Origin of the sequence: Crossiella sp. CA198 (genome assembly GCF_052078295.1) — a bacterium.
In the GTDB taxonomy this organism is placed as follows: domain Bacteria; phylum Actinomycetota; class Actinomycetes; order Mycobacteriales; family Pseudonocardiaceae; genus Crossiella.
In genome coordinates, this window is sequence record NZ_JBQJIM010000044.1 from 40,329 (window position 1) to 62,579 (window position 22,251).

21 protein-coding genes and 1 tRNA gene are annotated in these 22,251 nt (G+C 66.7%); 9 read left to right on the forward strand and 13 right to left on the reverse strand.

Annotated elements, in window-relative coordinates:
• Positions 1-27 precede the first annotated feature (27 nt).
• Together ACTOWY_RS42120 and ACTOWY_RS42125 are read right to left on the reverse strand one after the other, a co-directional pair.
• Positions 28-1,254 carry a restriction endonuclease subunit S gene (locus tag ACTOWY_RS42120; RefSeq protein WP_441315191.1) on the reverse strand — a complete coding sequence of 409 codons (1,227 nt, stop codon included), beginning with the start codon at positions 1,252-1,254 and terminating at the stop codon, positions 28-30.
• 34 nt (positions 1,255-1,288) lie between these two features.
• On the reverse strand, positions 1,289-2,809 hold the full coding sequence (locus ACTOWY_RS42125; protein WP_441315192.1) for a type I restriction-modification system subunit M: 1,521 nt from the start codon (positions 2,807-2,809) through the stop codon (positions 1,289-1,291).
• 791 nt (positions 2,810-3,600) lie between these two features.
• Here ACTOWY_RS42125 and ACTOWY_RS42130 point away from each other — a divergent pair.
• Positions 3,601-5,103 (forward strand): hypothetical protein, encoded by a 1,503-nt coding sequence (locus ACTOWY_RS42130; protein ID WP_441315193.1) that lies wholly within the window; start codon positions 3,601-3,603, stop codon positions 5,101-5,103.
• Between the two features lie 23 nt (positions 5,104-5,126).
• On the opposite strand, the gene ACTOWY_RS42135 is transcribed toward ACTOWY_RS42130, so the two are convergent.
• Entirely contained in the window at positions 5,127-6,299 is a 1,173-nt protein-coding gene (locus tag ACTOWY_RS42135; RefSeq protein ID WP_441315194.1) for a helix-turn-helix transcriptional regulator, read from the reverse strand.
• Between the two features lie 110 nt (positions 6,300-6,409).
• The gene (locus ACTOWY_RS42140) at positions 6,410-6,832 is read right to left on the reverse strand and encodes an NUDIX hydrolase (RefSeq protein ID WP_441315195.1); all 423 of its coding nucleotides are present in this window, start codon (positions 6,830-6,832) and stop codon (positions 6,410-6,412) included.
• 160 nt (positions 6,833-6,992) lie between these two features.
• Between ACTOWY_RS42140 and ACTOWY_RS42145 the strand changes: the two genes are divergently transcribed.
• Together ACTOWY_RS42145 and ACTOWY_RS42150 are read left to right on the forward strand one after the other, a co-directional pair.
• Positions 6,993-7,742 carry a TauD/TfdA family dioxygenase gene (locus tag ACTOWY_RS42145; RefSeq protein ID WP_441315196.1) on the forward strand — a complete coding sequence of 250 codons (750 nt, stop codon included), beginning with the start codon at positions 6,993-6,995 and terminating at the stop codon, positions 7,740-7,742.
• Positions 7,739-8,083: a hypothetical protein gene (locus ACTOWY_RS42150; protein ID WP_441315197.1), complete on the forward strand. Its 345-nt coding sequence runs from the start codon at positions 7,739-7,741 to the stop codon at positions 8,081-8,083. The genes ACTOWY_RS42145 and ACTOWY_RS42150 overlap by 4 nt, the downstream gene beginning before the upstream one ends.
• Positions 8,084-8,360: 277 nt before the next feature.
• Here the strand turns inward: ACTOWY_RS42150 and ACTOWY_RS42155 are convergent, their stop codons facing one another.
• From ACTOWY_RS42155 to ACTOWY_RS42170, 4 genes are all read right to left on the reverse strand, one after another.
• A complete protein-coding gene (locus ACTOWY_RS42155; RefSeq protein WP_441315198.1) occupies positions 8,361-9,920 on the reverse strand; it encodes a relaxase/mobilization nuclease domain-containing protein in 1,560 nt (519 codons plus the stop codon).
• Positions 9,917-10,378: a plasmid mobilization protein gene (locus ACTOWY_RS42160; protein WP_441315199.1), complete on the reverse strand. Its 462-nt coding sequence runs from the start codon at positions 10,376-10,378 to the stop codon at positions 9,917-9,919. The genes ACTOWY_RS42155 and ACTOWY_RS42160 overlap by 4 nt, the downstream gene beginning before the upstream one ends.
• Positions 10,379-10,461: 83 nt before the next feature.
• Positions 10,462-10,683, reverse strand: coding sequence for a helix-turn-helix transcriptional regulator (locus ACTOWY_RS42165; protein ID WP_441315200.1), 222 nt, complete (start codon positions 10,681-10,683; stop codon positions 10,462-10,464).
• Complete coding sequence (locus ACTOWY_RS42170) at positions 10,673-10,936, reverse strand: helix-turn-helix transcriptional regulator (protein ID WP_441315201.1); 264 nt, start codon at positions 10,934-10,936, stop codon at positions 10,673-10,675. The genes ACTOWY_RS42165 and ACTOWY_RS42170 overlap by 11 nt, the downstream gene beginning before the upstream one ends.
• Before the next feature lie 96 nt (positions 10,937-11,032).
• On the opposite strand from ACTOWY_RS42170, the gene ACTOWY_RS42175 reads away from it, so the two are divergent.
• The gene (locus ACTOWY_RS42175; protein ID WP_441315202.1) at positions 11,033-11,593 is read left to right on the forward strand and encodes a hypothetical protein; all 561 of its coding nucleotides are present in this window, start codon (positions 11,033-11,035) and stop codon (positions 11,591-11,593) included.
• Between the two features lie 18 nt (positions 11,594-11,611).
• Positions 11,612-12,781 carry a tyrosine-type recombinase/integrase gene (locus ACTOWY_RS42180; protein WP_441315203.1) on the forward strand — a complete coding sequence of 390 codons (1,170 nt, stop codon included), beginning with the start codon at positions 11,612-11,614 and terminating at the stop codon, positions 12,779-12,781.
• Positions 12,782-12,901: 120 nt separating this feature from the next.
• Here the strand turns inward: ACTOWY_RS42180 and ACTOWY_RS42185 are convergent.
• Positions 12,902-12,975 (reverse strand) — tRNA-Pro (locus tag ACTOWY_RS42185).
• 660 nt (positions 12,976-13,635) lie between these two features.
• Between ACTOWY_RS42185 and ACTOWY_RS42190 the strand changes: the two genes are divergently transcribed.
• Together ACTOWY_RS42190 and ACTOWY_RS42195 are read left to right on the forward strand one after the other, a co-directional pair.
• Positions 13,636-14,373, forward strand: a complete 738-nt coding sequence (locus tag ACTOWY_RS42190) for a helix-turn-helix transcriptional regulator (protein ID WP_441315204.1) — start codon at positions 13,636-13,638, stop codon at positions 14,371-14,373.
• An 84-nt stretch (positions 14,374-14,457) separates the two neighbouring features.
• Complete coding sequence (locus tag ACTOWY_RS42195) at positions 14,458-17,430, forward strand: BTAD domain-containing putative transcriptional regulator (protein ID WP_441315205.1); 2,973 nt, start codon at positions 14,458-14,460, stop codon at positions 17,428-17,430.
• 89 nt (positions 17,431-17,519) lie between these two features.
• On the opposite strand, the gene ACTOWY_RS42200 is transcribed toward ACTOWY_RS42195, so the two are convergent.
• Together ACTOWY_RS42200 and ACTOWY_RS42205 are read right to left on the reverse strand one after the other, a co-directional pair.
• Positions 17,520-18,548, reverse strand: a complete 1,029-nt coding sequence (locus ACTOWY_RS42200; RefSeq protein ID WP_441315206.1) for a small ribosomal subunit Rsm22 family protein — start codon at positions 18,546-18,548, stop codon at positions 17,520-17,522.
• A gap of 122 nt (positions 18,549-18,670) precedes the next feature.
• Positions 18,671-19,324 (reverse strand): FMN-dependent NADH-azoreductase, encoded by a 654-nt coding sequence (locus tag ACTOWY_RS42205; RefSeq protein ID WP_441315207.1) that lies wholly within the window; start codon positions 19,322-19,324, stop codon positions 18,671-18,673.
• Between the two features lie 120 nt (positions 19,325-19,444).
• Here ACTOWY_RS42205 and ACTOWY_RS42210 point away from each other — a divergent pair, with 120 nt between their 5' ends.
• The gene (locus tag ACTOWY_RS42210; RefSeq protein ID WP_247762354.1) at positions 19,445-19,954 is read left to right on the forward strand and encodes a MarR family winged helix-turn-helix transcriptional regulator; all 510 of its coding nucleotides are present in this window, start codon (positions 19,445-19,447) and stop codon (positions 19,952-19,954) included.
• 13 nt (positions 19,955-19,967) lie between these two features.
• On the opposite strand, the gene ACTOWY_RS42215 is transcribed toward ACTOWY_RS42210, so the two are convergent.
• Entirely contained in the window at positions 19,968-20,282 is a 315-nt protein-coding gene (locus tag ACTOWY_RS42215; protein WP_441315208.1) for a winged helix-turn-helix transcriptional regulator, read from the reverse strand.
• A gap of 96 nt (positions 20,283-20,378) precedes the next feature.
• Here ACTOWY_RS42215 and ACTOWY_RS42220 point away from each other — a divergent pair, with 96 nt between their 5' ends.
• Positions 20,379-21,260, forward strand: coding sequence for an NAD(P)-dependent oxidoreductase (locus ACTOWY_RS42220; RefSeq protein ID WP_441315209.1), 882 nt, complete (start codon positions 20,379-20,381; stop codon positions 21,258-21,260).
• On the opposite strand, the gene ACTOWY_RS42225 is transcribed toward ACTOWY_RS42220, so the two are convergent.
• Positions 21,208-22,101 carry an aldo/keto reductase gene (locus ACTOWY_RS42225; protein WP_441315210.1) on the reverse strand — a complete coding sequence of 298 codons (894 nt, stop codon included), beginning with the start codon at positions 22,099-22,101 and terminating at the stop codon, positions 21,208-21,210. The two genes, ACTOWY_RS42220 and ACTOWY_RS42225, sit on opposite strands and share 53 nt — an antisense overlap.
• Positions 22,102-22,251: the final 150 nt, after the last annotated feature.

Sequence of the window (22,251 nt, forward strand, 5' to 3'; positions counted from 1 at the left end):
AGGAAAAACTTGCGAGATATGCATGGATCAAGCTGCGGGGACAGTGTCAGGCCACAATTCGCCGCGGAACGCGCGGTATTGAACGGAAGCGAACAACGCATCAAGCTCCAACAGATGAGAGCTGTGAGTTTGCTTTGCTTCCTCCAGCTTCTTGATCCGCTGCGCAAACTTTTCTTGAAGTTCAATAGGTGGCAACGGCAGTCGGATGTCACTCAGGCCATGGATATTGATGTTGAACTGACCTGCTGAAGTTTTGGATTTGGACTTCAGGGCCGCCCTTCCTGAAGTCCCGAGGAGGTATTCGCGCACGTAAACAGAATCTATAACGTCGCGGTGCAGCCTGGCTCTAATTAGATAAGAGGCGTAAATAAATCCGTTCGACGGAAATCCTGCACCCAATACAGTGCTTTCTGAGAATACGGCACACCTGCCTACGTAGTCAGGATTTCCGTTCGTGCGCACAAATAGAAGGTCTCCGTCGACGAGGCGAAGTCTGTGGAATTCTGACTCGGAGACGGGTACGTTCTTGATGATCGACATGTCCAGCGTTCCGCCTAGGATGTTCGGAATCCTAAGTGTGGGGTGACCAATTTCGCTGGACTTTTCGGATGTCCCGTAGCGAAACTCGGCCACCACCTGGCCCAAGGGAGTGATAGGCCAATCCATCGGATTGGTCCGGGGGTCTCCGAACATGTCCAGGAATATGGATCTAGCGAGGTTATCAAGTAGGGCGATAGCTTCACGACGCTTGGCGCGTAGAACGTCCACCTGATGCAACGCCCGCGCGATGCGTTGTTGCTCCCCATTATCGGGGACCGGTACGGGGAGGGCGGAGAGCTCTTTCGCGTTGATCTTGGGTAGGAGGATTCTGCCCTGCTGTTTGCTTGCCAGCGATGTGAACTCTGGTGTGAGCATCCAGTGATGCAAGTAGCCGCTATGTAGAGAAGTGTCGATAGGGTACATGTCGGCACTGCACAATCCGTCGAAGTCAACCAGGGTCACCTTTGCCAGATTCGGTCGAATCTTCGAGTACAGAATCTGCCCTGATCTGAACTTGTTCTTCGTGCTGCTCACTCCGTCGATGCGTATGGTGGAGTAAGGCAAAAGCCGCCCTGATTTCGATTCAATGTGATTCGGGGCTATATGAGGACTGTCGGGGAAACCTTTAGGGTCGACCAAATTGCTGGCCACACGAGCAATTTCACCAAACCGTACCCATTTCCAATGTGCTGGGATATTGAAAGGTTTAATCATTCTCTGTTTTCTTTCTTGTAGACTCTAGGTTGGATCATCTCAGCATTCCATTTAGTTCATCCATCTCTCGCTGGATAATCGTCTCGATATGCGCAAGTTCGTTCATGATCTCGGCGGGTGTGCGGTGCTCTACTTCCTCGTGGACGATCTCTTTGTAGCAAGCCAAGCTCAGGTCGTAATCTTGCGCGGCAATGTCTGCCTTCGGGACGCAGAAGCTCTGCTCGGTCCGAGAGCGCTCCTGTTCGCTGCCATTGCGGAGATTCCAGCGGCGTAGCACGTCAGGGAGGTTGTTACTCTCATGCTCACTCCCGGACAGTTCGCCTGTAGCCGGGGTCGGGCCAAGCCTTCCCTCGTTCAATAGTGGAGTGCGTTTGTCGTCCAGGCTCCAGCCGTCGGCCGTGACCTCGTAGAACCAGACGTTGTCTGTGCCGCCACTGTCTGTCTTTGTGAAAAAGACAATCGCTGTCGACACCCCCGTATACGGTTTGAAGACGCCACTTGGTAGCTTCACGACTGCGTCGAGCTTATGGTGCTCGACGAGGATCTTCCGCAGCTCCTTGTGTACCTTTGTAGAGCCGAAGAGCACACCCTCCGGCACGATCACCGCGGCACGGCCACCGGGCTTGAGCAGTCGCAGGAACAGAGCCAGGAAAAGCAGTTCGGTCTTTCTTGTCTTGACAATCGCCTGCAGGTTCTTGGCCGTAGCATCGTTATCGGTGCTGCCTGCAAACGGTGGGTTGGCGAGGATCAGAGAATAGCGGTCTGCCTCGCTCGCGGCGCTCTCCGTAAGCGAGTCGCGGTATCGAATATCTGGATTCTCCACTCCGTGCAGGAGCATGTTCATTGAGCCAATGCGCAGCATCGTACTGTCGAAGTCGAATCCATGGAACATGCTCTCGTTGAAGTGCTGGCGCTGAGTTGTCCCTAGTAGGGCCTCGTGATGGGTCCGGCTTACATATTCTGCCGCCGCCACGAGAAAACCCGCCGTACCGCAAGCCGGGTCACAGATCTCGTCCTTCGGCCCCGGAGCCATCATCTCGACCATAAGGCGGATGATGTGCCTGGGTGTGCGGAACTGACCGTTGTGCCCTGCCGTCGCGATCTTGCCGAGCATGTACTCGTACAAGTCGCCCTTGACATCCCGGTCGCCGAGAGGAATCTCGTCAAGCATGTCGACGACCTTCGCCAGCAAGTTCGGCGTCGTGATCGTGAAACGGGCATCCCGCATGTGGTGGGAATACGTCGAGCCCTCGCCGCCTAGGTTCCGTAGCCACGGGAACACGTCGTCTCGCACGAGCGCGAGCATGTCGTCCGGTGTCTCGTTGGTGAAGCGGGACCACCGCAGCCTGTTGGTCTCAGCGGTGTAGATCGGGTTCTCGATCGGCTGGGCCGTCCGGTTGGCCTTGTTCTCCTTGGCCGTCTGAAGATCGTCCAGGCGACGGATGAACATCAGATAGGTGATCTGCTCGATCACCTCCAGTGGGTTCGAGATCCCGCCCGACCAGAAGGCGTCCCAGACGCGGTCGATTCTGCCCTTGAGTTCACCTGTGATCACTGCCGAAGGCTAGCGGACCGTTCGCCCCGGATCTGTAGCCCCTTGCAGTGGTTCGGCCGAGCCAAGGTGTGCGCTCGATGCCCCAACCGTCCTCGGTGTCGGGGACCGGCCTGGACCGATTCGGATCACGATGACCGACATCTGACTGGGTCTGTTGGGGCGGCACAGCCCGTGCCGACCCAACAGACCCACGTCGAGAGGCGCAACAACAGCTTTGACCTGCGGCGACAGTCGAACACGGGTTTCCGACCTCTGTGCCGACCGCCGCCTCTACGTCCACACAGGGCCGTACCGCATCGCTCGTCGTATCCTCGCGCACGGCTGTTGCAGGTTCGTTACTGCGGCGAACGTTCTGCGTGCCTGCTGGTGACCAGCGTCCTGGCCAAGCACCAAGGCTGACACCGCAGATCGGCGCGGCGGCCTGGTCGGCCGCGTTGATGGTCGGATGGACCCGCTGCCCAGGTTTATGGGCCGGATGGCATCGCATGGGGTATGCCCGGTTCGCCGGGGCGCGGGCAGCGGCGAACCGCTGAGGCGCCACCTCCTACGGACAACTGCGAGATGTCCCAGTGGCGGCAGTGCTGCCCGCTCGCGGCGGTGGTCGGGTAGCTGGCACTTGACGGGGTGATGGTGGGGCGCGGGTTTCGCGCTGCTGGCGAACAGCCGCACCAGCGCTGGCTGACCTGGTGCCGCCCTACGACAACTTTGATCAAATGGGCGGCGAGATCAGCGCACCGATGCCTACCACGAAAGGGGCATTTCACTCCCTGCGATGGTTCGCCGGGCCTTAGATGGGCACCATGCGCCCGACGGACCCTCTCACTGGCCGGCAGCTTGAGGTTCTTCGCTGGATCTCGGACGGTTGCCCAGATGGCGTCATGACGGGCCATGCCTACAAGACCAGCGCCCGAGCGCTGCAAGCCCGACGCATGGTGAAGATCAGCAAGAGCAAGGGTGCCTGGTCGGCGACGCTAACCGAAATCGGTAGCTACTACCTTGAACATGGGCGCCTGCCACCGAAGGGCGCGGTTTCAACTGCGTCTCCACCCAGGAGCCGCACGAGTCCGGACAAGCGGAACCTCGGAGACACCCGGGCCGGCCAAGCTGCGGCCGAACGAGCCCCGAAGCCGGCCCGTACCGTGAAGCGCTCGCCCACCGAACAACTCGTCGCCGATGTCGTTGCTGCTGGCGGTCTCTTGAAAGTGGCCGAGGGGAGCGACTACGACAACGGGTATCGCTTGTCGGAGCTGGTGAGGAACGCCAACCGTTACGGCAAGGTCCCATCGGGCAAGCGCCTAACGCACACGCTCGTCTCCGAGAGTGGGAGCTGGCTCGGGCCGCGCAATCACGTTGTTGTGTTGGAGGACGGTCCGGCGGGGACAGACGCTCCGCTCCAGCCCGTGCCGGTGCTGGATGACGTGGGACGCTATCACCCAGTGGTGTCAGCGCTCCGGAAGTCTGATCAACTCCGAATGGCGTCGGCGACACGGGGCCGTGCGTTGCGCATCTTGCACGCCGTGGCGGTGGAGGCCGCGCTTCGGGGATTCGACGTTAAGGGCCACAAGCCAAAATCCGGCACTGAACATCGGGGCAGGCCCACGATCTGGCACCTGCTGCTGACGGTCGACGCCGACACCGTGCCACTGCGAATTAGCGAGGAGTCCGATCGCGTCGAGCACGTTCCGACCTCCCGTGAACTGGCAGACCAAAAGCGTCACTACTGGAAGCGAATACCAAGTCATGACGAGGTCGCCAGCAGTAGGCTTCGGATCGATATTGGAGGGCCTGCCGGCACCGTGCGCAAGTCCTTCTGGGCTGATCGCGCTTCGTGGTCCCTGGAGGATAAGCTGCCTGAGCTTCTTCGTGAGGTAGCGGTCCGCGCTGACGAGCTGAGGCTTCGGCGTGAGGCGAAGGTTCGGGCCGAGGCGAGCTATGCGCAGGCTGTCGAGCGTGAACGCCAGCAAGCGCTTATTCGCGCCGCAGAGGCTTACCGCAAGAAGTTCCTGGATGATCAGATGGAGCACTGGCGTGAGGTTCGCGCACTACGCGAGTATGCTGCGGCAGTGGCCGTCCGCATCACCGCTGCTGAAGCCGAGGGCCAGGCCGATAATGCCGCGATTGCCGACGCCCGCAGATGGCTTACCTGGATTAACAATCGGGCCGACAGACGCGATCCCGTACGAGTGCTACCGGTGTGGCCGGAACCTCCGAAATTGCAATCCTACGAACTGAGGCAGTTCATGAATCGTGTGCAGGAGCCGGTGGCGATGCACTACCAGCCAGAGAAGTACTGACGTCGGTGGGCAGCGATTCCGCCTCAGATCTCAGACGACGATGCCGGAGGAAGCAAGTCGTTCAGCCGTCGTAGCGCCGCACGGCCCTCGCCGCCCATATCGGCGAGTCCACCGTCGGCGGCCGCTCGTATGGCTCGTTGGATCTGGTGTGGCAGTCGATGTGTCTCAGCTGCTCTTACCGCGGAGCATAGGGCCTCTTCCGCTCCGTCTCGTTGCTGAGCGGCTCGCAGCACTTGTCCGGCGGTAACCCGCTCGATGGCGTACCACTGCGGTGCGACGGGTGCCGTGGTCAACTGATCAGCTTGCATGATGCCCATGGCTTCGACAGCGCGACCGGTGGAGATCAGGCCTCTCAGCTGGATCTCGCGAAAGGTGAACGGGTTGAACAACATCCCATGTGCACCACCAACATCAAGCAGCGCTCGATAGCCGGCGATGGCTTGATCAAAGAGGTCCGCATCGGCCAGCTCGCCAGCCGCGCGAGCGAGTAGCGCGTACGCAGCGCCTTGGCCTTCTCGGTCATTGGACACCGAAACCGCTCGGCTGAGACGGGCGACGGCAGCGCCAACGTGGTTGGCCTTCCGTAGTTCGTTGCCGTGCATCCGCAAGGCGTGCGCGAGAAACGAGGTGTCCCCAAGCTTTTCAGCGATCACCAGCGCTTTGCCGGTCCACCTGGCAGCGGCACTCAGCCGCTCTTCGGGCAGCACGGTGCCCAGTGACACCCCCAACGCTGCTCGGCCATGAGCGAGTAGCGTCAGCGTGTCGCGCTCCGCACGCCCCTCCGCCGCACGCGCTTCAAGCCGGGCAACCAGTGGCCAGAGTTCGTTCACCGCGTCGACCGCGCGGCCGGCTTGCCGGGCGATCTCTGCCAGTCGGATGGTCGAGTCGCCGAACTGGACCATTGCCAGGAAGTCGGCGTCGTCGTTGCTGGTTACGCCGAGCACGTGCATCGGCAGGCCGAGAACGTCGGCGAAATGTCGGCGACCAGCCAGGTCAGTGATGGTGCGTTTGCGGTTCTCGATCATCGACACGTAGGTCTTGTCGTAGCCGAGGAGAGCGGCGAGCCGCTCCTGGCTGAGCCCGTTCAACCGTCGATACTGGCGCAGAATTGTTGCCAGGTCACGACTTCGCAGAGCCGCTGCCGCTTCCGGCGCCGACCAGAGCCACACCGCGGGCATCAGTCGCCGGGCAGGCATGGCCGGCGCACCGTGGCGGGTGCTGGCGTGGCAGGTCAGGCACACGGGCTCCGTGACGAACCTGCTCAGTTCGACTCCGCACACCTCACAACGCCTGCTCTGCACGGCCACTACTTGACCAGTTCCCGCGTGTCCTCCCGCAGTCGCGCGAACCAGGTCACGATGGAGCGCTTGTAGCCAGCGGGCATGTTCAGGTCGGCAACCTCAAGCTCGGCGAACATGCCGATCTCCTTGTGCTCGTGGGAAAGCACCGGTGCAGCATCGTCGTCCGGGTAGCATCCGTACGTCACTATGAACACGTTCTTCTCGGCCACGTCGATGTAGTACATCCAGGTGTCGAGGATCGGCCCGGTGCTTACCCGCCACCGCGTCTCCTCAGCGATTTCGCGGGCCACGCATTGTTCGGGAGTTTCACCAGCCTCGATTCGCCCACCAGGCAATTCCCATTCTTCGCGCTCGTTCTTCAGCAGCAGCACCTTGCCGTCGCGGACTACTACGCCTTTGATCGAGACGGGGTAGGCGGGCTGGTTCATCGACGTGACCTCCAAGGTGGCGGACGGCTGCCCACCTGCAACGTAGCAGGAGGACGTGATCGATCAGGCAACGCTGGGTTGACAGGTTGTCACTGGACGGGCCTGCCTGGGCCGAGTTCTGATGATCTCTGCGAAACAACTGTTTCGGGAGGTGTAGACGGTGAATGACCCATGCCTGTCCTACAAAGTCCGGCCGAGTGAGCCCGGCCTGGTGCGCGTGCTCGCCAAGCACGGCCTGGCCCTGGTGGATGGCGTCGGGAGCCAGGTGGAGCTGTTGAAGATGGCCCGCACCCTGATGACCGTGACTCAGCATCGGGACAGCGGTCCGGACGGGGTGACCACGCTCGTCGACCGCGGCGCAGACCCTGGCAGCGGCTTCACGGGGTTCAGCTCACGTGCGTTGCGCCCGCACACCGACCGTTCTGGCGTCGCCTATCCGCCGGCACTGCTGATGCTGAGCTGTTCACAACCGGCTGTGCGAGGCGGACAGAGCCTGCTGATCGACGGGCAGGCCGTGTACGACGATCTTGCTGAAACGGAACCAGACGCACTGCGAGCGCTGCTGGCTTCCCGGTCTGTCCTGTTCGGAGGTGCGGGCGGATTCCTCGGATCGATTTTCACCGAGAGGGGAGACGGACGCGTCCTCGTCAGGCTGCGCATGGATGACCTCGCCCGGTTCTCGCCCGGCGTGAACAGGTTGCTGCCTGTCCTGCGTGACAAGCTGGACCGCCACACAATTGAGGTCGACCTCGCCGCGGGGCAAGGCTACGTACTCGACAACCATCGCTGGCTGCACGGTCGGAGGGCGTTCAGCGGCCACCGCGTTGTGCATCGCATCATCGGAAATCCGTTGCCGCATCTGGGTATCCGGAGCGGATTCCGATCCTCGGCGTGGAGCAGCGTGGCGTGAACGACGACGCGGCGATCCATGCCTACCCGGTGCTGGCCGGTTTGGCCATGATCAAGGACGCGGGTTGGTCGTTCTTGCACCGAAGTGTGGTCGACGGCGTGCCGACCCAGATAGACGGCTTCAGGGCTTGGCCGGACGGATGGATCGATGCCATCCGAGTCCTGAGCGAAACCGACGCGATGGCGTTGCGCACCAACGGTGACGAGCCACCCGGCCTCGTCTGGGAGCGCACCGGAACCCTCGCCGACGTGATCGAGGGCCTTCTGGGACTGCCAATGCCGGACGACCGGCTCTCACCTAGGCTGGTGCGGGCGAAGGGGCCGATGCTGTGGACTCCATAGCTGGCCTGGCGTTGGGCGTCTTCCGGCCGCTGACCCACGTAGTCACCCCAGGCGCTCGGATGATCAACTTTCGCGGTGTTCCGATCTGGTTCGCCGTGTGTGGTGCTGCATCCGTTCCGGTCACTGAAGACGAGATTCCGGCGCGGCAACCATGTCCACTTTGCGCCCAGCTCGGTGAACCCGCAGGCTCGCCTCTGAACCATCGCGCGGCCGATGGGTTGCTTGACACCCCTCGGTAGTCGGTCACACACCGACAAGTCCAGTTGCGACGCATCCCTCAGCGTGCTCGGCCGCTGCCGGGGGCTTGCGCTTGGACTGCATGACGGGTGACGGCTGGGGACCTCGGGTGCAACTGCTTGCTGGCCATCGGATGTGCTTCTGGTTCGACGTGCTCGGTGTGGACACGTCGAGCACCAGGACGGCGTTCGGGGCGGCTGACAACCTCCTGCTGCACCAGGGCTGCCGCCCTACGGGCAGCGACTGCCTGTGCCCGCTGTCGCGTCAGTTCTCGCCACGCGCCGATTTCGGCGAGCAGCGAAGCCAGGGCGGTGGCCAGGGCGAGAAATGCGATGCCACCGTTGCCGCGCTTCGACAGCGCACCGGCCCGCGCCAAGCGTCGTGCGGCCATCCGCAATTCGACAGCGATCGGCGCCCAGTATGTTGGCTGGACTCGATGTGCCGCGCCAGCGGCCAACTCGTACGCCTCGGCCGCCGTCTTGAGCGGCCCGGCTCCAATGTCATCGAACGCTTTGGCTGATGCGGTCAGCAGGCCCAGCGTTGAGTGAGCAATGCCATCCGCGAGATCGATAGCGGTCATGTCCTCAGCCCGGACAACGGCCGCCAGCGCCTTACGGGCGCGATTCGCGGCCCCTTCCGCGGCGGTGACGGCCAGGCGACGTTCCACGAGATCGGGTCGCTCGGGCTTCCCGGGTTCCGCCGCTCGCTGCTGCGCGTCAGGCTCGCTCATCCACCGGTGCACCAGTTTCGGAGCTGACAGGTCGCGGGCAAGGCTGCTGCCGTTGAACCAGACCTGCCCATCTGATGAGGAGCTGCTCCTGTCGAACCGCAGCCCGACCCGGTAACCAGTCAGCTCGCCATCAGCGCCCCAACGGGGCTCAATCGACACCATCTGTTCGTTCTGCAGCCGCCCGATGAACTCGTCAGCCGAGGTTGCTTCGAGCGCGGCGGCACGAGTGACCTGACGGAGGTATTCGCGACTCGTCTGCGCTCGTCCGGTGCGAGCCGCCTTCTCGACCTCAGCGCGTGTCGATCGCAGTGGTGCTGTCTTGTTCGCCGGGGAGGTCGGTGTCAGACCGAGGCGTCGCTCGACATCCAGGCACCATTGCCGCCAGCGCGGCCAGTCGCGGTAGGTGTCGGCGACCGCGCCGTCACCCCGGATGAGGTTGACCGCAAGGTGGACGTGGTCGTTGCCGTCCTTGCTCGGGCCGTGGTGCACCGCGACCCACCGGCATCCGGCCCGGCCGTCCTTCGTGGGGCCGAACCCCATCCGATCGACGGCCTGCTCCACCAGTTCCCTCCAGCGAGCGTCACCGAGCCCGCCGTCCTGGCGCGGGATGGACAGCACTACGTGGTAGACGTGACCGCCGTCCAACTCGACGATGTGTCCGGTCATCGGTGCGTCGACCTCGCGCGCCAGGCGCGTGAGCCAACCGCGTCGGCGCTCGGCGAACGCACCGCCCACAAGCCACTCCGGGTCCCACGCGGCAACGAGGTGCGGATCGGTGTGCTCGTTGCTCTTGCCAGGACCGAACAGGTAGCGCAGCAGCCCGTAAGTGTCCTTGCCGTACCTGCCCTTCGCGGGAGCCTTGGCGATCATGGCGACTCCGAACGCGAGGAGTCGGCCGGGTCGATCGCCGCGAGCACAATGCGGAGCTGGTCCAAGGTCGCCGTGAAGTACGACAGCGCGGCCGGCAGCTCGGGTGGAACATCGCCGGTGCTGTTGGCGGCGGTCGCCACCTGGTTGAGGTTGGCGCCAATCCGGATGAGCCGGGTTTCAACAGTGTCGAGGCGTTCGGCCCACCACCGCTGCTCGCGCAGGCTCCACCCAATAGTTGAGTCGCGCTGCGCGGACTCGACCAGGTAGCGCGGCACCGACAGACCCGCGACAGCCGCCCGGACGACCAGAGCTGCGTAGGTCGTCGCGGTGGTGCGGACGTGGATGCTGATGGGCGAGCCGCCCCGCACGCGACGCTGCCGCCGCGCCTTCCGTTGCGTCATCAGCCCCCCCGACTGATAGGCGGGCGCACCCCCGGCGCGCCCGTTGTTGTCGGCCACTGCGTTCGGCCGTGGCCTGGTATCCGGCTACCGGATACCTAACTTGCTGACCCCGGCTGGCTTCCAGAAACCGCTCCATCGCGTCAGTCCGACGCCGACAGTTTGCGGATGATCGACTCGGTGTACGCGACGTACCGACTGCCGAACTTCTCCACCTTCGCCGGGAACTCGCCGCGGGCCACCAGCTCGTAGGAGTGGCTGCGGCTCAGCCCGAACGCTGCACCGGCAGTCGGCACGTCGACGGTCGGCGGCCACTCCGCCCTGATCTCCGCCAGCGTCGGTCTCCTCCTGTTGCTAACGCCCATCGCGCTCGCCTCCTCGCCGCTCGCGCTCGATGAGCCGGGCCAGGAAGCTGTGGTAAGCGACGACGTTGCGACCGCTCGGCAGCCGGTTTCCCCGCTCCCAACGGTGCACAGTGGACGCGCTGACCTCGCAGTCGTGCGCGACCAGTGCCTGACTCAATCCGGCTGCTACACGCAGCTCTCGCGCGTAGCCGGTTGTGATCCACTCACGGAGCTCCACAAGGCAGTCCGCGAGGGCAAGTCCCCCTGTGTTCATGACTTCGACGATAGGGCAGTTGCATTGACATGTCACTGACGTCGGTCTATCGTCGAGTCATGTGAATGCTCAGGAAGGGATGCGTATCGTTCTGTCGTGCCACGCCTGCCGAAGAACTTCCGAATCGACTCGGTGACGATTGAACGCCTCGGCTCTGAGGGTTATTTGCCCGCCGGACCCGACACTGCCGTGCCAATGAACTTCGAGGCCCACTTCCAGCTGGGTGAGCCGCAAGCGGCGGTGCGGATCGAGGTGTTCGTGGCTCCCGATCACGGTCCGATCGTCCTCGAACTCAACATCAGGTCGAACGCCAAGACATCGGTCACGACCTCAGTGCTGAGGCAGGTGCTGGTCGACCAACTGTTGCGGGAGGCAATGACCGCGGCGGTCGTTCCGGCGTCGGTGCGTGAGGAATGGCTCGCAACACTGCCGTCCGGTCACACAGCGACAGCGGAGTCTGGCGAGCGTACGCAAGCTGATCTCGACGCGCACACGGCCGCGCAGATCTACTCCGAAGCCGTGGCCTCGGGCAGCAAATCGCCAGCGGTGGTCGTCGGGCACACGATGGGCCGATCCCGCGCGCAGGCTGCCCGATATATCCGCAGGGCTCGTGAGTTGGGAATACTGCCTCCCTTGGGTTCTTCCGGGGGAGCCTGAGCAAAGGAGCGCACGCTCGTGGGGGACCCGATCAAGAAGATCGAGTTGAAGGACGGTACGACGAGGTACCGGTTCGTCATCGACACTGGGCGTGACTCGGCGACCGGCAAGCGTAGACAGCTGACCAAGACCTACGACACCAAGAAGGAAGCCCGCGCCGAGTACGCCAAGATCAAGCATCAGACCGACGAGGGCACGTTCGTCGGGCCGGACAAGACCACCGTGTCGGAGTGGCTGGACACCTGGTTGAAGTCCGCCACGGTCGATGTCGAGAAGGCCACCGCCGCCAACTACGCAGATGCAATGCTGCCGGTGCGAGAACGACTCGGTGCCAAGCGGCTCCAGCAAGTCACCGAAGAGGATGTGGACGAGTTGGTGAGCTGGATGCTCACCTCCGGCCGCAAGCGTGGCGGCAAGATCGGCAGCGGACTCGGCGTCCGCTCGGTGCAGTTGACGCTGGGGCGGTTCAGGTCAGCATTGAACGTCGCGGTGCGGCGGAAGCTGGTCGTCCGCAACGTTGCCCAGTACACGCAGATCCCGCGCGAGGCACGCCGGAAGGCGGCGGCAGCGGCGGCTCAGCGGGTGCCCTGGAGTGAGAAGGAGGTGAGACAGTTCCTTGCCTCGATCCGCGACCACAGGCTTCACGCGCCCGTGCTCCTGGCCCTCATCGGGATGCGTCCGGCCGAAGTCTGCGGGCTCAGGTGGAGTGCTGTCGACCTCGACGCCGGGACGGTGTCCGTGGAGTTGACCCGCACGCTGGTCGAGGGCGAAGTGGAGGAGAAAGGGCCGAAGTCGAAGAAGGGCAAGCGGAAGCTGCCCCTGCCCAAGCCCCTGCACACGGCGCTGAAGGCGTTCAAAGCCCGGCAGGCCGCGGAGGCCATCAAGGCCGGTGAGGTGTCCGAGCGATCCGGGTTCGTCCTGGCCGATGAGTTGGGAAGTGCCTGGAAGACGGATCGATTTCGGCGGGCGATCTACAAGCTCATGGTGGAGTCGAAGGTTCGCAAGGTCCGGCCCTACGACGCCCGGCACTCATGTCTGACCTACCTCGCCACGTCGGGGGTGCCCGATGTGATCGTGAGCGCTTGGGCCGGGCACGCGGACCTCAGCTTCACCAAGCGGGTCTACATCCATCCCAACGCCGAACACCTCAGGGTGGCGGCCGATCAGCTCGACGAACTGCTGGGTTGAAACAAGCAGTACGAGCGTTCGTGAGAAATTGTGAGACGACGCGCCCCTGAACGCAGTCAGGGCCTTGTCTCACCGTAGTGATCCAAGGCCCTGACCTGGGCTTTCGCCAAATTCAGACCGTCGGGACGACAGGATTTGAACCTGCGACCCCTTGACCCCCAGTCAAGTGCGCTACCAAGCTGCGCCACGTCCCGGTCTTGCGTTGTTCTCTCGAACGTGGTGAAGCCTAGCGCACCGCCCCGCCCACCCGGAAATCGGGCCCCCCGAAGTGATCTTGCCCGGCCCGCCAGTGACACGAATGGCCGCCGGAACGGGCCGAATTTGCCGGACCGGGAAGTTCGAACAACCCCCTGACCTGCGTGGACGGCTCGCTGTACAACCGGCGGGCTGGATCGGGGCCGATCAGGGGGTTGATGCTGTGCGGGGTTGGCCGAGGCGCTTGCTGGGGAAGAAGTCGTCGGTCGGCCGGTGCATGGCGCGGGAATCCCCCCTCCCGCCGCAGCGTTCCTCCCATCCCCTCGGGACGAACTCTCCTGCCGTGCGCCGGTTGTCCTGGCCTACCGAGATGAAGAACGGGAAGCCGTGGGCCGCGGGATCCCTGGATGGTGTGTGCCACGCGCTGACCCCCGTGCGCACGCCGTTCCGGTGGACCCCTCCTCGACACTCCGCCGGCCCGCGCCCGCGGCTCTCCCCAACTCCCACCCGGCCCGGCCGGTCGCGACGCACCGTGACTGACCAGGGCATTCGGGGGCGGGAAAGTGTGTCCGGCGGGACCATTGACAGCTCGTTGACGCCGCGTTGACAGCCCTGCGCTTTGCTGTGGGTCGAGGGGACACAGAAAAGGGGCCGCCGCCATGGGCTTGAGCTTGTCCAATGAGGTTGAGGGCACGACGTCGCTGAAATCCGTTGTCCCGGTCAGCGTGGGCGGCAACTCCGCGTTCCTGCGGGCCGCGGAGCCGCGCGACCGGATCTCGGTCGCGGTGCGGGTGGATGACCAACTGCTGGCCGCGGAGCTGATTCCGCAGCTGGCTCTCTCGCCCGACCTGCAGCTGCTCGCTGCGGGTGAGAGCGCTCCAGCGGACGTGGTGCTGGTGCTCGGGAACAGCGTCACCGACGAGATGATCGACGATCTGGCCGCGATGGCCGACCGCGCCGAGAACTTCGCCCAGCGGGTGGTGCTGGTGGCCGGGCCGTTGCGGGAACGCCACCTCAGCCGGATCTTCGGGGTCGGCGTGGTCAGCATCCTGCCCCGCCGCGACATCTCCGCCCGCCTGGTGACCAGGGCGCTCATCGCCACCAGGGCCGGCGGCGCGGTGCTGCCGGAGAAGCTGACCCGGTGGCTGGTCGACGAGGCCCGCGGCTTCCAGAGCGACCTGCTGGCCAAGCAGGGGCTGACCTCCGGCGGGCTGACCGCGCGCGAGGTCGAGGTGCTGCGGCTGATCGCCCAGGGCGAGGACACCGCGCACATCGCCACCCAGCTCAGCTACTCCGAGCGCACCATCAAGAAGATCATGCAGGACCTGCTGTCCCGGCTGGAACTGCGAAACCGGGCGCACGCGGTCTCCTACGCGCTGCGCGTCGGGGCCATCTGAGCCGGCGATTCCCCGGGGCCGCAGGCGAAAAAGCCGGACTGTGCGGGGGATTACACTAGAGTTCCAGGCAGCAAGGGGAGCTCAGTGAAGCAGGGGCTGGCGTTCGGATTGCTCGGGCCGGTTCGTGCCTGGCACGACGGAGCTGAGCTGAACCTCGGGTCACCGCAACAGCGACTGACCCTGGCCACATTGCTGCTGGCGGACGGGCGGGCGGTCCCGGTCGAGGAGATCGCCGCCGCCCTGTGGGGCGAGTCGGTGCCCCGCGCGGCCCGCGGCACCATCCGCACCTACGTCCAGCGGCTGCGCCGGATCCTGGAGACCGGCGAGGCCGATCCGGTGATCGTCTCCACCGGTGGCGGCTACGCGGTCCGGGTGCCCGAGGACGCCGTCGACCTGGGCCGGTTCCGCCGGGACGTGCGCGCGGCGGAGGCCGCCAGGGCACGCGGGGAGATCAGGGCCGCCGCCGAGCTGTACAAGAGCGCGGTCCAGGAGTGGGACGGCGAGCCCCTGGCCGGGCTGCACGGCGAGACCGCCGACGCCGAACGCGCCCGGCTGCGCCGCCGCAGGCTCGGCGTGGTCGAGGAGCTGGCCGGACTCGAACTGGACCTGGGCCGCTGCCCGGACCTGGTGGAGCGGCTGGCCGCGGAGGCGCAGGCCGAACCGTTGCGGGAACGGCTGCACGAGCTGCTGATGCTCGGCCTCTACCGGGCAGGCAGACAGGCCGAAGCCCTTGCCGTCTATGACAAACTGCGCACCCTGCTGGCCGAGGAACTGGGCGTGGACCCTGGCCCGACCGTGCGCGAACTGCACTACCGCATCCTGCGCGCCGACCCCGAACTGCTCGGCGGCCCACGAGAGCAGCCCAAGGTCACCCCGGTGGTCACCCCGGCCCAGCTGCCGCCGGACCTGCCCGCCTTCATCGGCCGCGCCGCCGAACTGGCCGCGCTGACCATGCCGGACCCGCCGGATCAGAGCTGCCCCGCGGTCGCCGTCGTGCACGGCACCGCAGGGGTCGGCAAGACCACCTTCGCGGTCCGCTGGGCACACCAGGTGGCCGCGGACTTCCCGGACGGCCAGCTCTACGTCGACCTGCGCGGCTTCGAGCCCGAGGAGGTCGTGGTGGAACCGCGGGAGGCGGTGTGGGGCCTCCTGGATGCATTGTGCGTACCTACCCAGCTCCGCCCGGACCGCCTGGACGCGCTGACCGCGCTCTACCGCAGCGTGCTCGCCGAGCGGCGCTGCCTGATCCTGCTGGACAACGCCCGCGACACCGCCCAGGTGCTGCCGCTGCTGCCGGGCAACCCGAACTGCTTCGTGCTGGTCACCAGCCGGGTCGAGCTGTCCGGGCTGGTCGCGGCCACCGGCGCGCACACCGTGGCGCTGGACATCCTCAGTGAGGAGGACGCCACCGCCTTCCTGGCCCGCAGGCTGGGCCGGGCCCGGGTGGCGGCCGAACCCGAGGCGGTGCGCGCGATCATCGCCGCCTGCGCCCGGTTGCCGCTGGCCCTGGCCGTGGTGTGCGCCCGCGCCGCGTACCACCCGGCGTTCAGCCTGGCCGCGGTCGCCGAGGAGCTGGAGGCCGCGCGCGGCGGACTGGACGCCTTCACCGGCGCGGACAGCCGCTCCGACGTCCGCTCGGTGCTGTCCTGGTCCTACCGCGCGTTGTCCGTGCCCGCCGCCCGGCTGTTCCGGCTGCTCTCCTTCCACCCCTCCACCAGCATCGACCTGCGGGCCGCGGCCAGCCTGGCCGGTCTGCCGGTGGCCCGCGCGCAGGCGCTGTTCCGCGAGCTGACGGCCGCGCACCTGGTCGCCGAGATCGCGCCCGGCCGCTTCCACACCCACGACCTGCTGCGTGCCTACGCGCTGGAGCTGGTGGCCGCCCAGGACAGTGCCGCCGACCAGCGCGCGGTGCTGCGCCGCGGCCTGGAACACCACCTGCACACCGCCTACACCGCGGCCAGGGTGCTGTCCGCGCACCAGGATCTGCCCGCCCCCGGCGAGCCCGATCCGGCGGTCAGCCCACGCGGGTTCGCCAGCTACGAGCAGGCCCTGGACTGGTTCATCCTGGAACACCCGGTGCTGATCGGCCTGACCCAGCGCGCGGCCACGGCCGGGTTCGAGCGCCAGGCCTGGATGCTGGCCTGGATGATGCGGCATTACCTGGACTGGGCAGGCCACTGGCGTGACCTGGAAACGGTGAACCGGACCGCGCTGCGCGCCGCCACCGACATCGGCGACACCCTGGGCGTGGCCTACGCTCGCCGCGGCATCGCCCGGATCGAGGCCCACCACGGCCGTTTCGGCGCGGCCCGCACGCTGCTGGCCGAGTCGCTGACCGGGTTCACCGTCGCCGGCGACACCCTGGCCCGCGCCTACACCCACCGCCAGGCCATCGGTGTGCGCCAACTCGAAGGCGACTACGCGGGCGCGCTGGAAGAGGCCACCGCCGCCCTGGCCCTGTTCCGCGCCGCGGGCTCGGCGGTCGGCGAGGGCGCAGGCCTGCTCGGCCTGGCCGCCAACCAGACCCGCCTCGGCCGCCCCGAGGACGCCCTGGTCTCCGGCGGCCGGGCCCTGGACCTACTGATGGCCGCCGGAGACCTCTACGACCTGGCCCTGACCCTGGAGGTGCTCGGCCGGGCGTGCGCCGCACTGGGCCGCTTCGCCGAGTCCGCGGGCTATCGCGAACGTGGCATCGAGCTGTCCAAGTCCATGGCCAACCGAGGCGACTTCGTCACCTCCCTGCTGCACCGCATGGTCACCTCGGCCCTGATCTACCTGAGCGAGGCCCGCTACCAGGCAGGCCAGCACGACCGCGCGAACGCCGCCCTGCGCGAGGCCCTGACCAGACTGCACGACGAACTGAACGAGCCCTACCTGGTGATCGGCGGCGGCGACGGCGCCACCGAGGACGCCCTCCGCGACGTGCTGACCACCCTGGCCGAGTTCCTGGCCGACCCGGACGAGGACGCGGACTGGTACGACCGAGCAGGCACCGTCCTGCACAAGGTAGCCAGCACCGCCGAAGAACTAGGTCTGGGCGCCTACCTGACGGAATAGCCACCAGCGCCTTCCCGCAAGGTCCCAGCCCTATCTCCAATGGCTCGGGCACACGTTTCCTGAACTGGCTCAGGTCGTACGACCGCCGGTCAGCCGTGGTCCGGCGTGCTCGGCGCCCACTCCTCGCCCCACTCGACATCCCGCGCCGCGCGGTAGTCCACCCCGTGCCGCTTCGTCACGGTCACCTCAGCCAGTCCATCCGCCCCCGTGCACAACCGCAACGCCACCAACCCCTTCCGCTTCACCGGATGCCGCAACACCCGATTAGCCGCCCGCCCCACCGCAACCCCAGTCCCACCAGACCCCTCGACTCCCAACGCCCCCGCCCCAACCACCGCCACATACGAGAACTTCTCATCCTCGAAGTTGAGCGACCCCTCCTTGATCACCCGATGCGCCCCAACCCGCGGCAACCGGGCCGAAAAATGGCACCAATCCTGCCCCGGCGGAATCGGACAACCCCGCTGATGCGGACAAGGCGCCACCACCGCCCGCCCCTGCCCGATCAACTCATCCCGCGCCCGCAAGATCCGCTCATACCCCGCGGGCGTGCCCGGTTCGATCAACACCAGCAACCCCGCCGCCTGAGCCAGCCACCGCACCGTCGCCGCCCGCGTCGTCTCCGGCAGCTCGCCCAGCACATACGACAGCGTCACCACATCCGCTCGCGGCGCTTCCGCCGCCGGGTCGATCCGCCCCCGCTGCCACACCGTCTCCCGCAGCCGCGGCGCCGCCGCCATCAACCGCCGCCCCAGCGCGACGACCTCCGGCGCCTGCTCCACCACCGTCAATTCACCCAGCGACGGCCAGGTGTCCGTCGCCGCCCACACCGCCGTCCCCGTCCCGCCACCCACGTCGATCAGGCTGCGGGGCGCGAAATCCGGGAGCTGGCGGGCGATCTCGGTCAGGGCGGAGCGGACGGCGGCGTAGGTGCCGGGCATGCGGTAGCCGGCGTAGGCGGCGGCGTCGACCGGGGTGAGAAGGATGGGGGTGGTGGCGGCTTCACCCTGGCGGTAGCGGGTGCTCAGGCGGGTGACCGCGCGGGCCAGTTCCTGTTGCGGGAAGCGGCGCAGGGCAGTGTCCAATGCGGACTGGAGCTGCTCGGGCAGGGCGGTCATGGCCGGAATTCTGCCTGGTCACCGCCGGGGCCTGGCGCGGGGATCGGCGGCGCGGCATCGGGGTGTCCGGCGCCGGACACCCCGATGACCTGCCTCGCCACGACCGGCGGCCCACCGCCGGGTCAGGCCGCGACGATCCCGGCCAGTTCCGGTGCGACCTTCCCGGCCAGCGTGTGCGCCTGCTCCCGGGACTGCGCGGCCAGTTCACGCAGTTCGGCCATGGCGGGGTTGACATCGGCCAGGGTCAGTTCGGCGTCGACCACGCGCACGTCCATCGCGAAGACGTCGTTGAGGATCCGGTGCAGCCACGGCGTGCCGTGGTCCCAGCCCTCGCGCGGGGTGCCCGGCCCGTAGCCGCCGCCGCGGGCCACGATCAGCGCCGCCGGCCTGCCCTTGAGCGGCTGCTGACCTTTCGCGGGGGACAGGCGCGGTTCGGTGAGCAGCAGGTCGATCCACGCCTTGGCCTGGGTCGGCACGCCGAAGTTGTACAGCGGGGCGGTCAGCAGCAGGCCGTCCGCGCCGAGCAGCTCATCGGCCAGTTCGGTGGCCAGCTTCGCCGCCGCGTGCTGCTCGTCGGTCCACTCCTCGGCGGGGGTCCAGACCGTGGACACCGACTGCGGCCAGACCTCGGCGGGCAGCGGGTGGCGGCCCACATCCCGGCGGCGGACCGGGGTGCCGGGGCGGGCGGTCAGCCAGTTCTGCTCGAAGGTGTCGCCCAGCGCCCGGCTGACCGAGCCCTCGGTCCTGATGCTCGTGTCCACGCGCAGCAGAGTCATCGTCTTCCCTCCACAAGAAGCGCTGCTCTCCAGAACAGCTGTCGACAAGATGTTCTGCTCAACAGACTATCTTGTCAACAGAACGTATTCTGGGCCACAGCGGCGGACTATGCTGAGTAGGTGGACCAGCACCAGCAACGACCTGCGCAGTTCGACTTCGGCCTGGCGCTGAGCGCGGTCGTGCGGGGGTACTTCAAGGCGGCCGACCGCGCCGTGGACGACCTGCCCGGTGGCCCGCGCGGCTACCAGGTGCTCTCCGCCGCGGCCCGCGGCGAGGCGCCCAGTCAGATCGCGCTGGCCCAGCAGCTCGGCGTGGACCGCACCGTGATGACCTACCTGCTGGACGACCTGGAACGCGCCGGATTCGTCGAGCGCCGCCCTGATCCGGCCGACCGTCGCTCCCGCCAGATCGTGATCACCGAAACCGGCCAGGCCGAGCTGTGCCGACTGGAACGCAGGCTCAGCGCGGTCGAGGACACCGTGCTGACCCCCCTCGACGAATCCGAGCGCGCGGTGCTGCGCGGGATGCTGGCCCGGCTGGCCGCCTACGCCGGCGACGTGCCCAACGCCTGCCAGGTCGCCGAACACGCCCTGGCCGCCGAGAAACTGGGCCCTGCCGGGCTGCCGTAGCCGACGACCCTGGTCAGAGGTGCTCGCGGCCCCACGCGCCGAGCGGGCGCAGCGCCTCGTTGAGCGCCGCGCCGCGCGCGGTCAGCGAGTACTCGACGTGCGGCACGGGGCCCGGATGGCTGTCCCGGTGCACGATCTCGTCGGTCATCAGCTCGCGCAGCTGGTCGATGAGCACCTTCTCGCTGACCCCGGGCAGCAACCGCCGCAGCTCGCCGAACCGGCGCGGCCGCGGGCTCAGCGCCCACAGGATGTGCACCTTCCACTTGCCGGTGACCACCTGCATCGCGGCCTCCACCGCGCAGTGCGTCAGCCGCGTCCGCACCTTCATCCGCCCACCCCCAGTCCAGGCCAGGATAACCGCGGCGGGGCACTTACCTTGATGTGCGTACTTGAGCGCGATTCCCCGCCGACCTAGGTTGGAAATGTGATTACGGTGCTGGGACTCGGCAGTATGGGTGCGGCGATCGCCGGCGCCTTCCTGAATTCTGGATATACGACGACAGTGTGGAACCGATCCGCTGACAAAGCGGATCCTTTGCTGGCACGCGGTGCGCGAAAGGCGGCCGATATCGCCGCCGCGGTCGCCGACAATGACATTCTGCTGGTGTGCGTGCTCGATTATCCGGCGCTGTACGAGGTGCTCGAACCGGTGCGCGACAGCCTGTCCGGCAAAGTGCTGGTGAACCTCACCTCCGGGCTGCCCAGCGAGGCCCGCGCGGCCGCGGACTGGGCGCGCGGACTCGGCCTGCGCTACCTCGACGGCGCCGTGCTGGCCGTGCCCCCGGCAGTCGGTCAGCCTCAGACCCAGCTGTTCTGTGCCGGTGACCAGCAGGTTTACCGGGAGTGTGAGTCCGTGCTCGGCGCGCTGGGCAGCCCGGTGTACTTCGGCGCCGACCCGGGCAGCGCGGCCCAGTACGACCTGGCCCTGCTCGGCATCCTGTGGGCCACGCTGACCAGCGCGCTGCAAGGGTTCGCGCTGACCGGGTCGGGGGAGCGGCTGCTGCCCTTCGCCGAATCCTGGCTGACGAATGTCGTGCTGCCCAGCATCCGGGGCGCGGCGAAACAGGTTGATTCCGGCGACTACGGCGGCGCGGTGTCCACCGTTTCCCTGAACGCGCACGGACTGGCCAAGATGATCCAGGCCGGGCGCGAACAGGGAATAGCGCCAGACCTGATGGCACCCATCAAGGAATTCCTGGACCGGCGCCTCGCCGACGGATTCGGTCAGGACAGTCTGGCCAGCATTGTCGAGGTCATCCGGAACCCTGGTGCACCGCGGTCAGGCGGGCCAGTTCGTCGTCGGTGAGCCGCAGCGACCCGGCCGCGATGTTGGCCGCCAGATGCTCCGGGTTGCCGGTGCCGGGAATCGCCAGCACATGCGGGCCCAGCTGCAGCGTCCAGGCCAGCCGCACCTGGGCCGTGCTCACCCCGCGTGCGGTGGCGATGGCCACCACCTCGGTGTCCTCCGCCCCGCCGGCGCCGGACTCCTTGCCTGCGCCGGCGATGGCGAAGAACGGCACGAACGCCACCCCTTGCGTACCGCACAGGCGCAGGAAATCGTCCTGCAGCGCGGGCGCGCCGAGACCGTACTGGTTCTGCACGCACACCACCGGCGCGATGGCCTGCGCCTCGGCCAGGTGGTGCGCGCGCACGTTGGAGATGCCCAGATGCCGGATCAGCCCGGCCTGACGCAACTCGGCCAGCGCGCCGAAGCGCTCGGCGATCGACTCCGGGCCGTGCACCCGCAGGTTCACCACGTCCAGGTGATCCCGGCCGAGCTGCCGCAGGTTCTCCTCGACCTGGCCGCGCAGCTGGTCGGGCCGGGCCAGTGGCAGCCACTCGCCCGCGGGGTCCTTGCCGGGACCCACCTTGGTGGTGATCACCAGGTCCTCGGGGTAGGGCGCCAACGCGGTGTTGATCAGCTCGTTCGCCGAGCGCAGTGGGGAGAAGTAGAAGGCGGCGGTGTCGATGTGGTTCACGCCCAGCTCGACCGCGCGCCGCAGCACCGAGACCGCCCGGTCCCGGTCGCTGGGGGAGCCGTCGGCCTGGTGCGTCAGGCGCATCGCGCCGAAGCCGAGGCGGTGCACGGTCCGGTCGCCGAGCATCCAGCTGCCCGCGTCCGCGGCGGTGATCGTCTCCGAGGTCATGGCGGCAGTCTGCCCCGCTACCCGCAATGCCGCGTAGTTAGTGTTTGGGGCTGGTTGTCAAGCCTGGTGAAACAGCCAACGGAGTCCCTGCTAGAACAGAAATCGACCAAGATCACTGTCGGCAGGAACTCCGTTGGACAACCAGTCTGT

Excerpts from the sequence above, each read along its gene's own strand:
- ACTOWY_RS42120 (WP_441315191.1), bottom strand. The coding sequence starts at position 1,254 with ATGATTAAACCTTTCAATATCCCAGCACATTGGAAATGGGTACGGTTT.
- ACTOWY_RS42130 (WP_441315193.1), top strand. The coding sequence starts at position 3,601 with ATGGGCACCATGCGCCCGACGGACCCTCTCACTGGCCGGCAGCTTGAG.
- ACTOWY_RS42135 (WP_441315194.1), bottom strand. The coding sequence starts at position 6,299 with ATGCCTGCCCGGCGACTGATGCCCGCGGTGTGGCTCTGGTCGGCGCCG.
- ACTOWY_RS42140 (WP_441315195.1), bottom strand. The coding sequence starts at position 6,832 with ATGAACCAGCCCGCCTACCCCGTCTCGATCAAAGGCGTAGTAGTCCGC.
- ACTOWY_RS42155 (WP_441315198.1), bottom strand. The coding sequence starts at position 9,920 with ATGATCGCCAAGGCTCCCGCGAAGGGCAGGTACGGCAAGGACACTTAC.
- ACTOWY_RS42165 (WP_441315200.1), bottom strand. The coding sequence starts at position 10,683 with ATGGGCGTTAGCAACAGGAGGAGACCGACGCTGGCGGAGATCAGGGCG.
- ACTOWY_RS42170 (WP_441315201.1), bottom strand. The coding sequence starts at position 10,936 with ATGAACACAGGGGGACTTGCCCTCGCGGACTGCCTTGTGGAGCTCCGT.
- ACTOWY_RS42190 (WP_441315204.1), top strand. The coding sequence starts at position 13,636 with ATGGGCTTGAGCTTGTCCAATGAGGTTGAGGGCACGACGTCGCTGAAA.
- ACTOWY_RS42200 (WP_441315206.1), bottom strand. The coding sequence starts at position 18,548 with ATGACCGCCCTGCCCGAGCAGCTCCAGTCCGCATTGGACACTGCCCTG.
- ACTOWY_RS42205 (WP_441315207.1), bottom strand. The coding sequence starts at position 19,324 with ATGACTCTGCTGCGCGTGGACACGAGCATCAGGACCGAGGGCTCGGTC.
- ACTOWY_RS42215 (WP_441315208.1), bottom strand. The coding sequence starts at position 20,282 with ATGAAGGTGCGGACGCGGCTGACGCACTGCGCGGTGGAGGCCGCGATG.
- ACTOWY_RS42225 (WP_441315210.1), bottom strand. The coding sequence starts at position 22,101 with ATGACCTCGGAGACGATCACCGCCGCGGACGCGGGCAGCTGGATGCTC.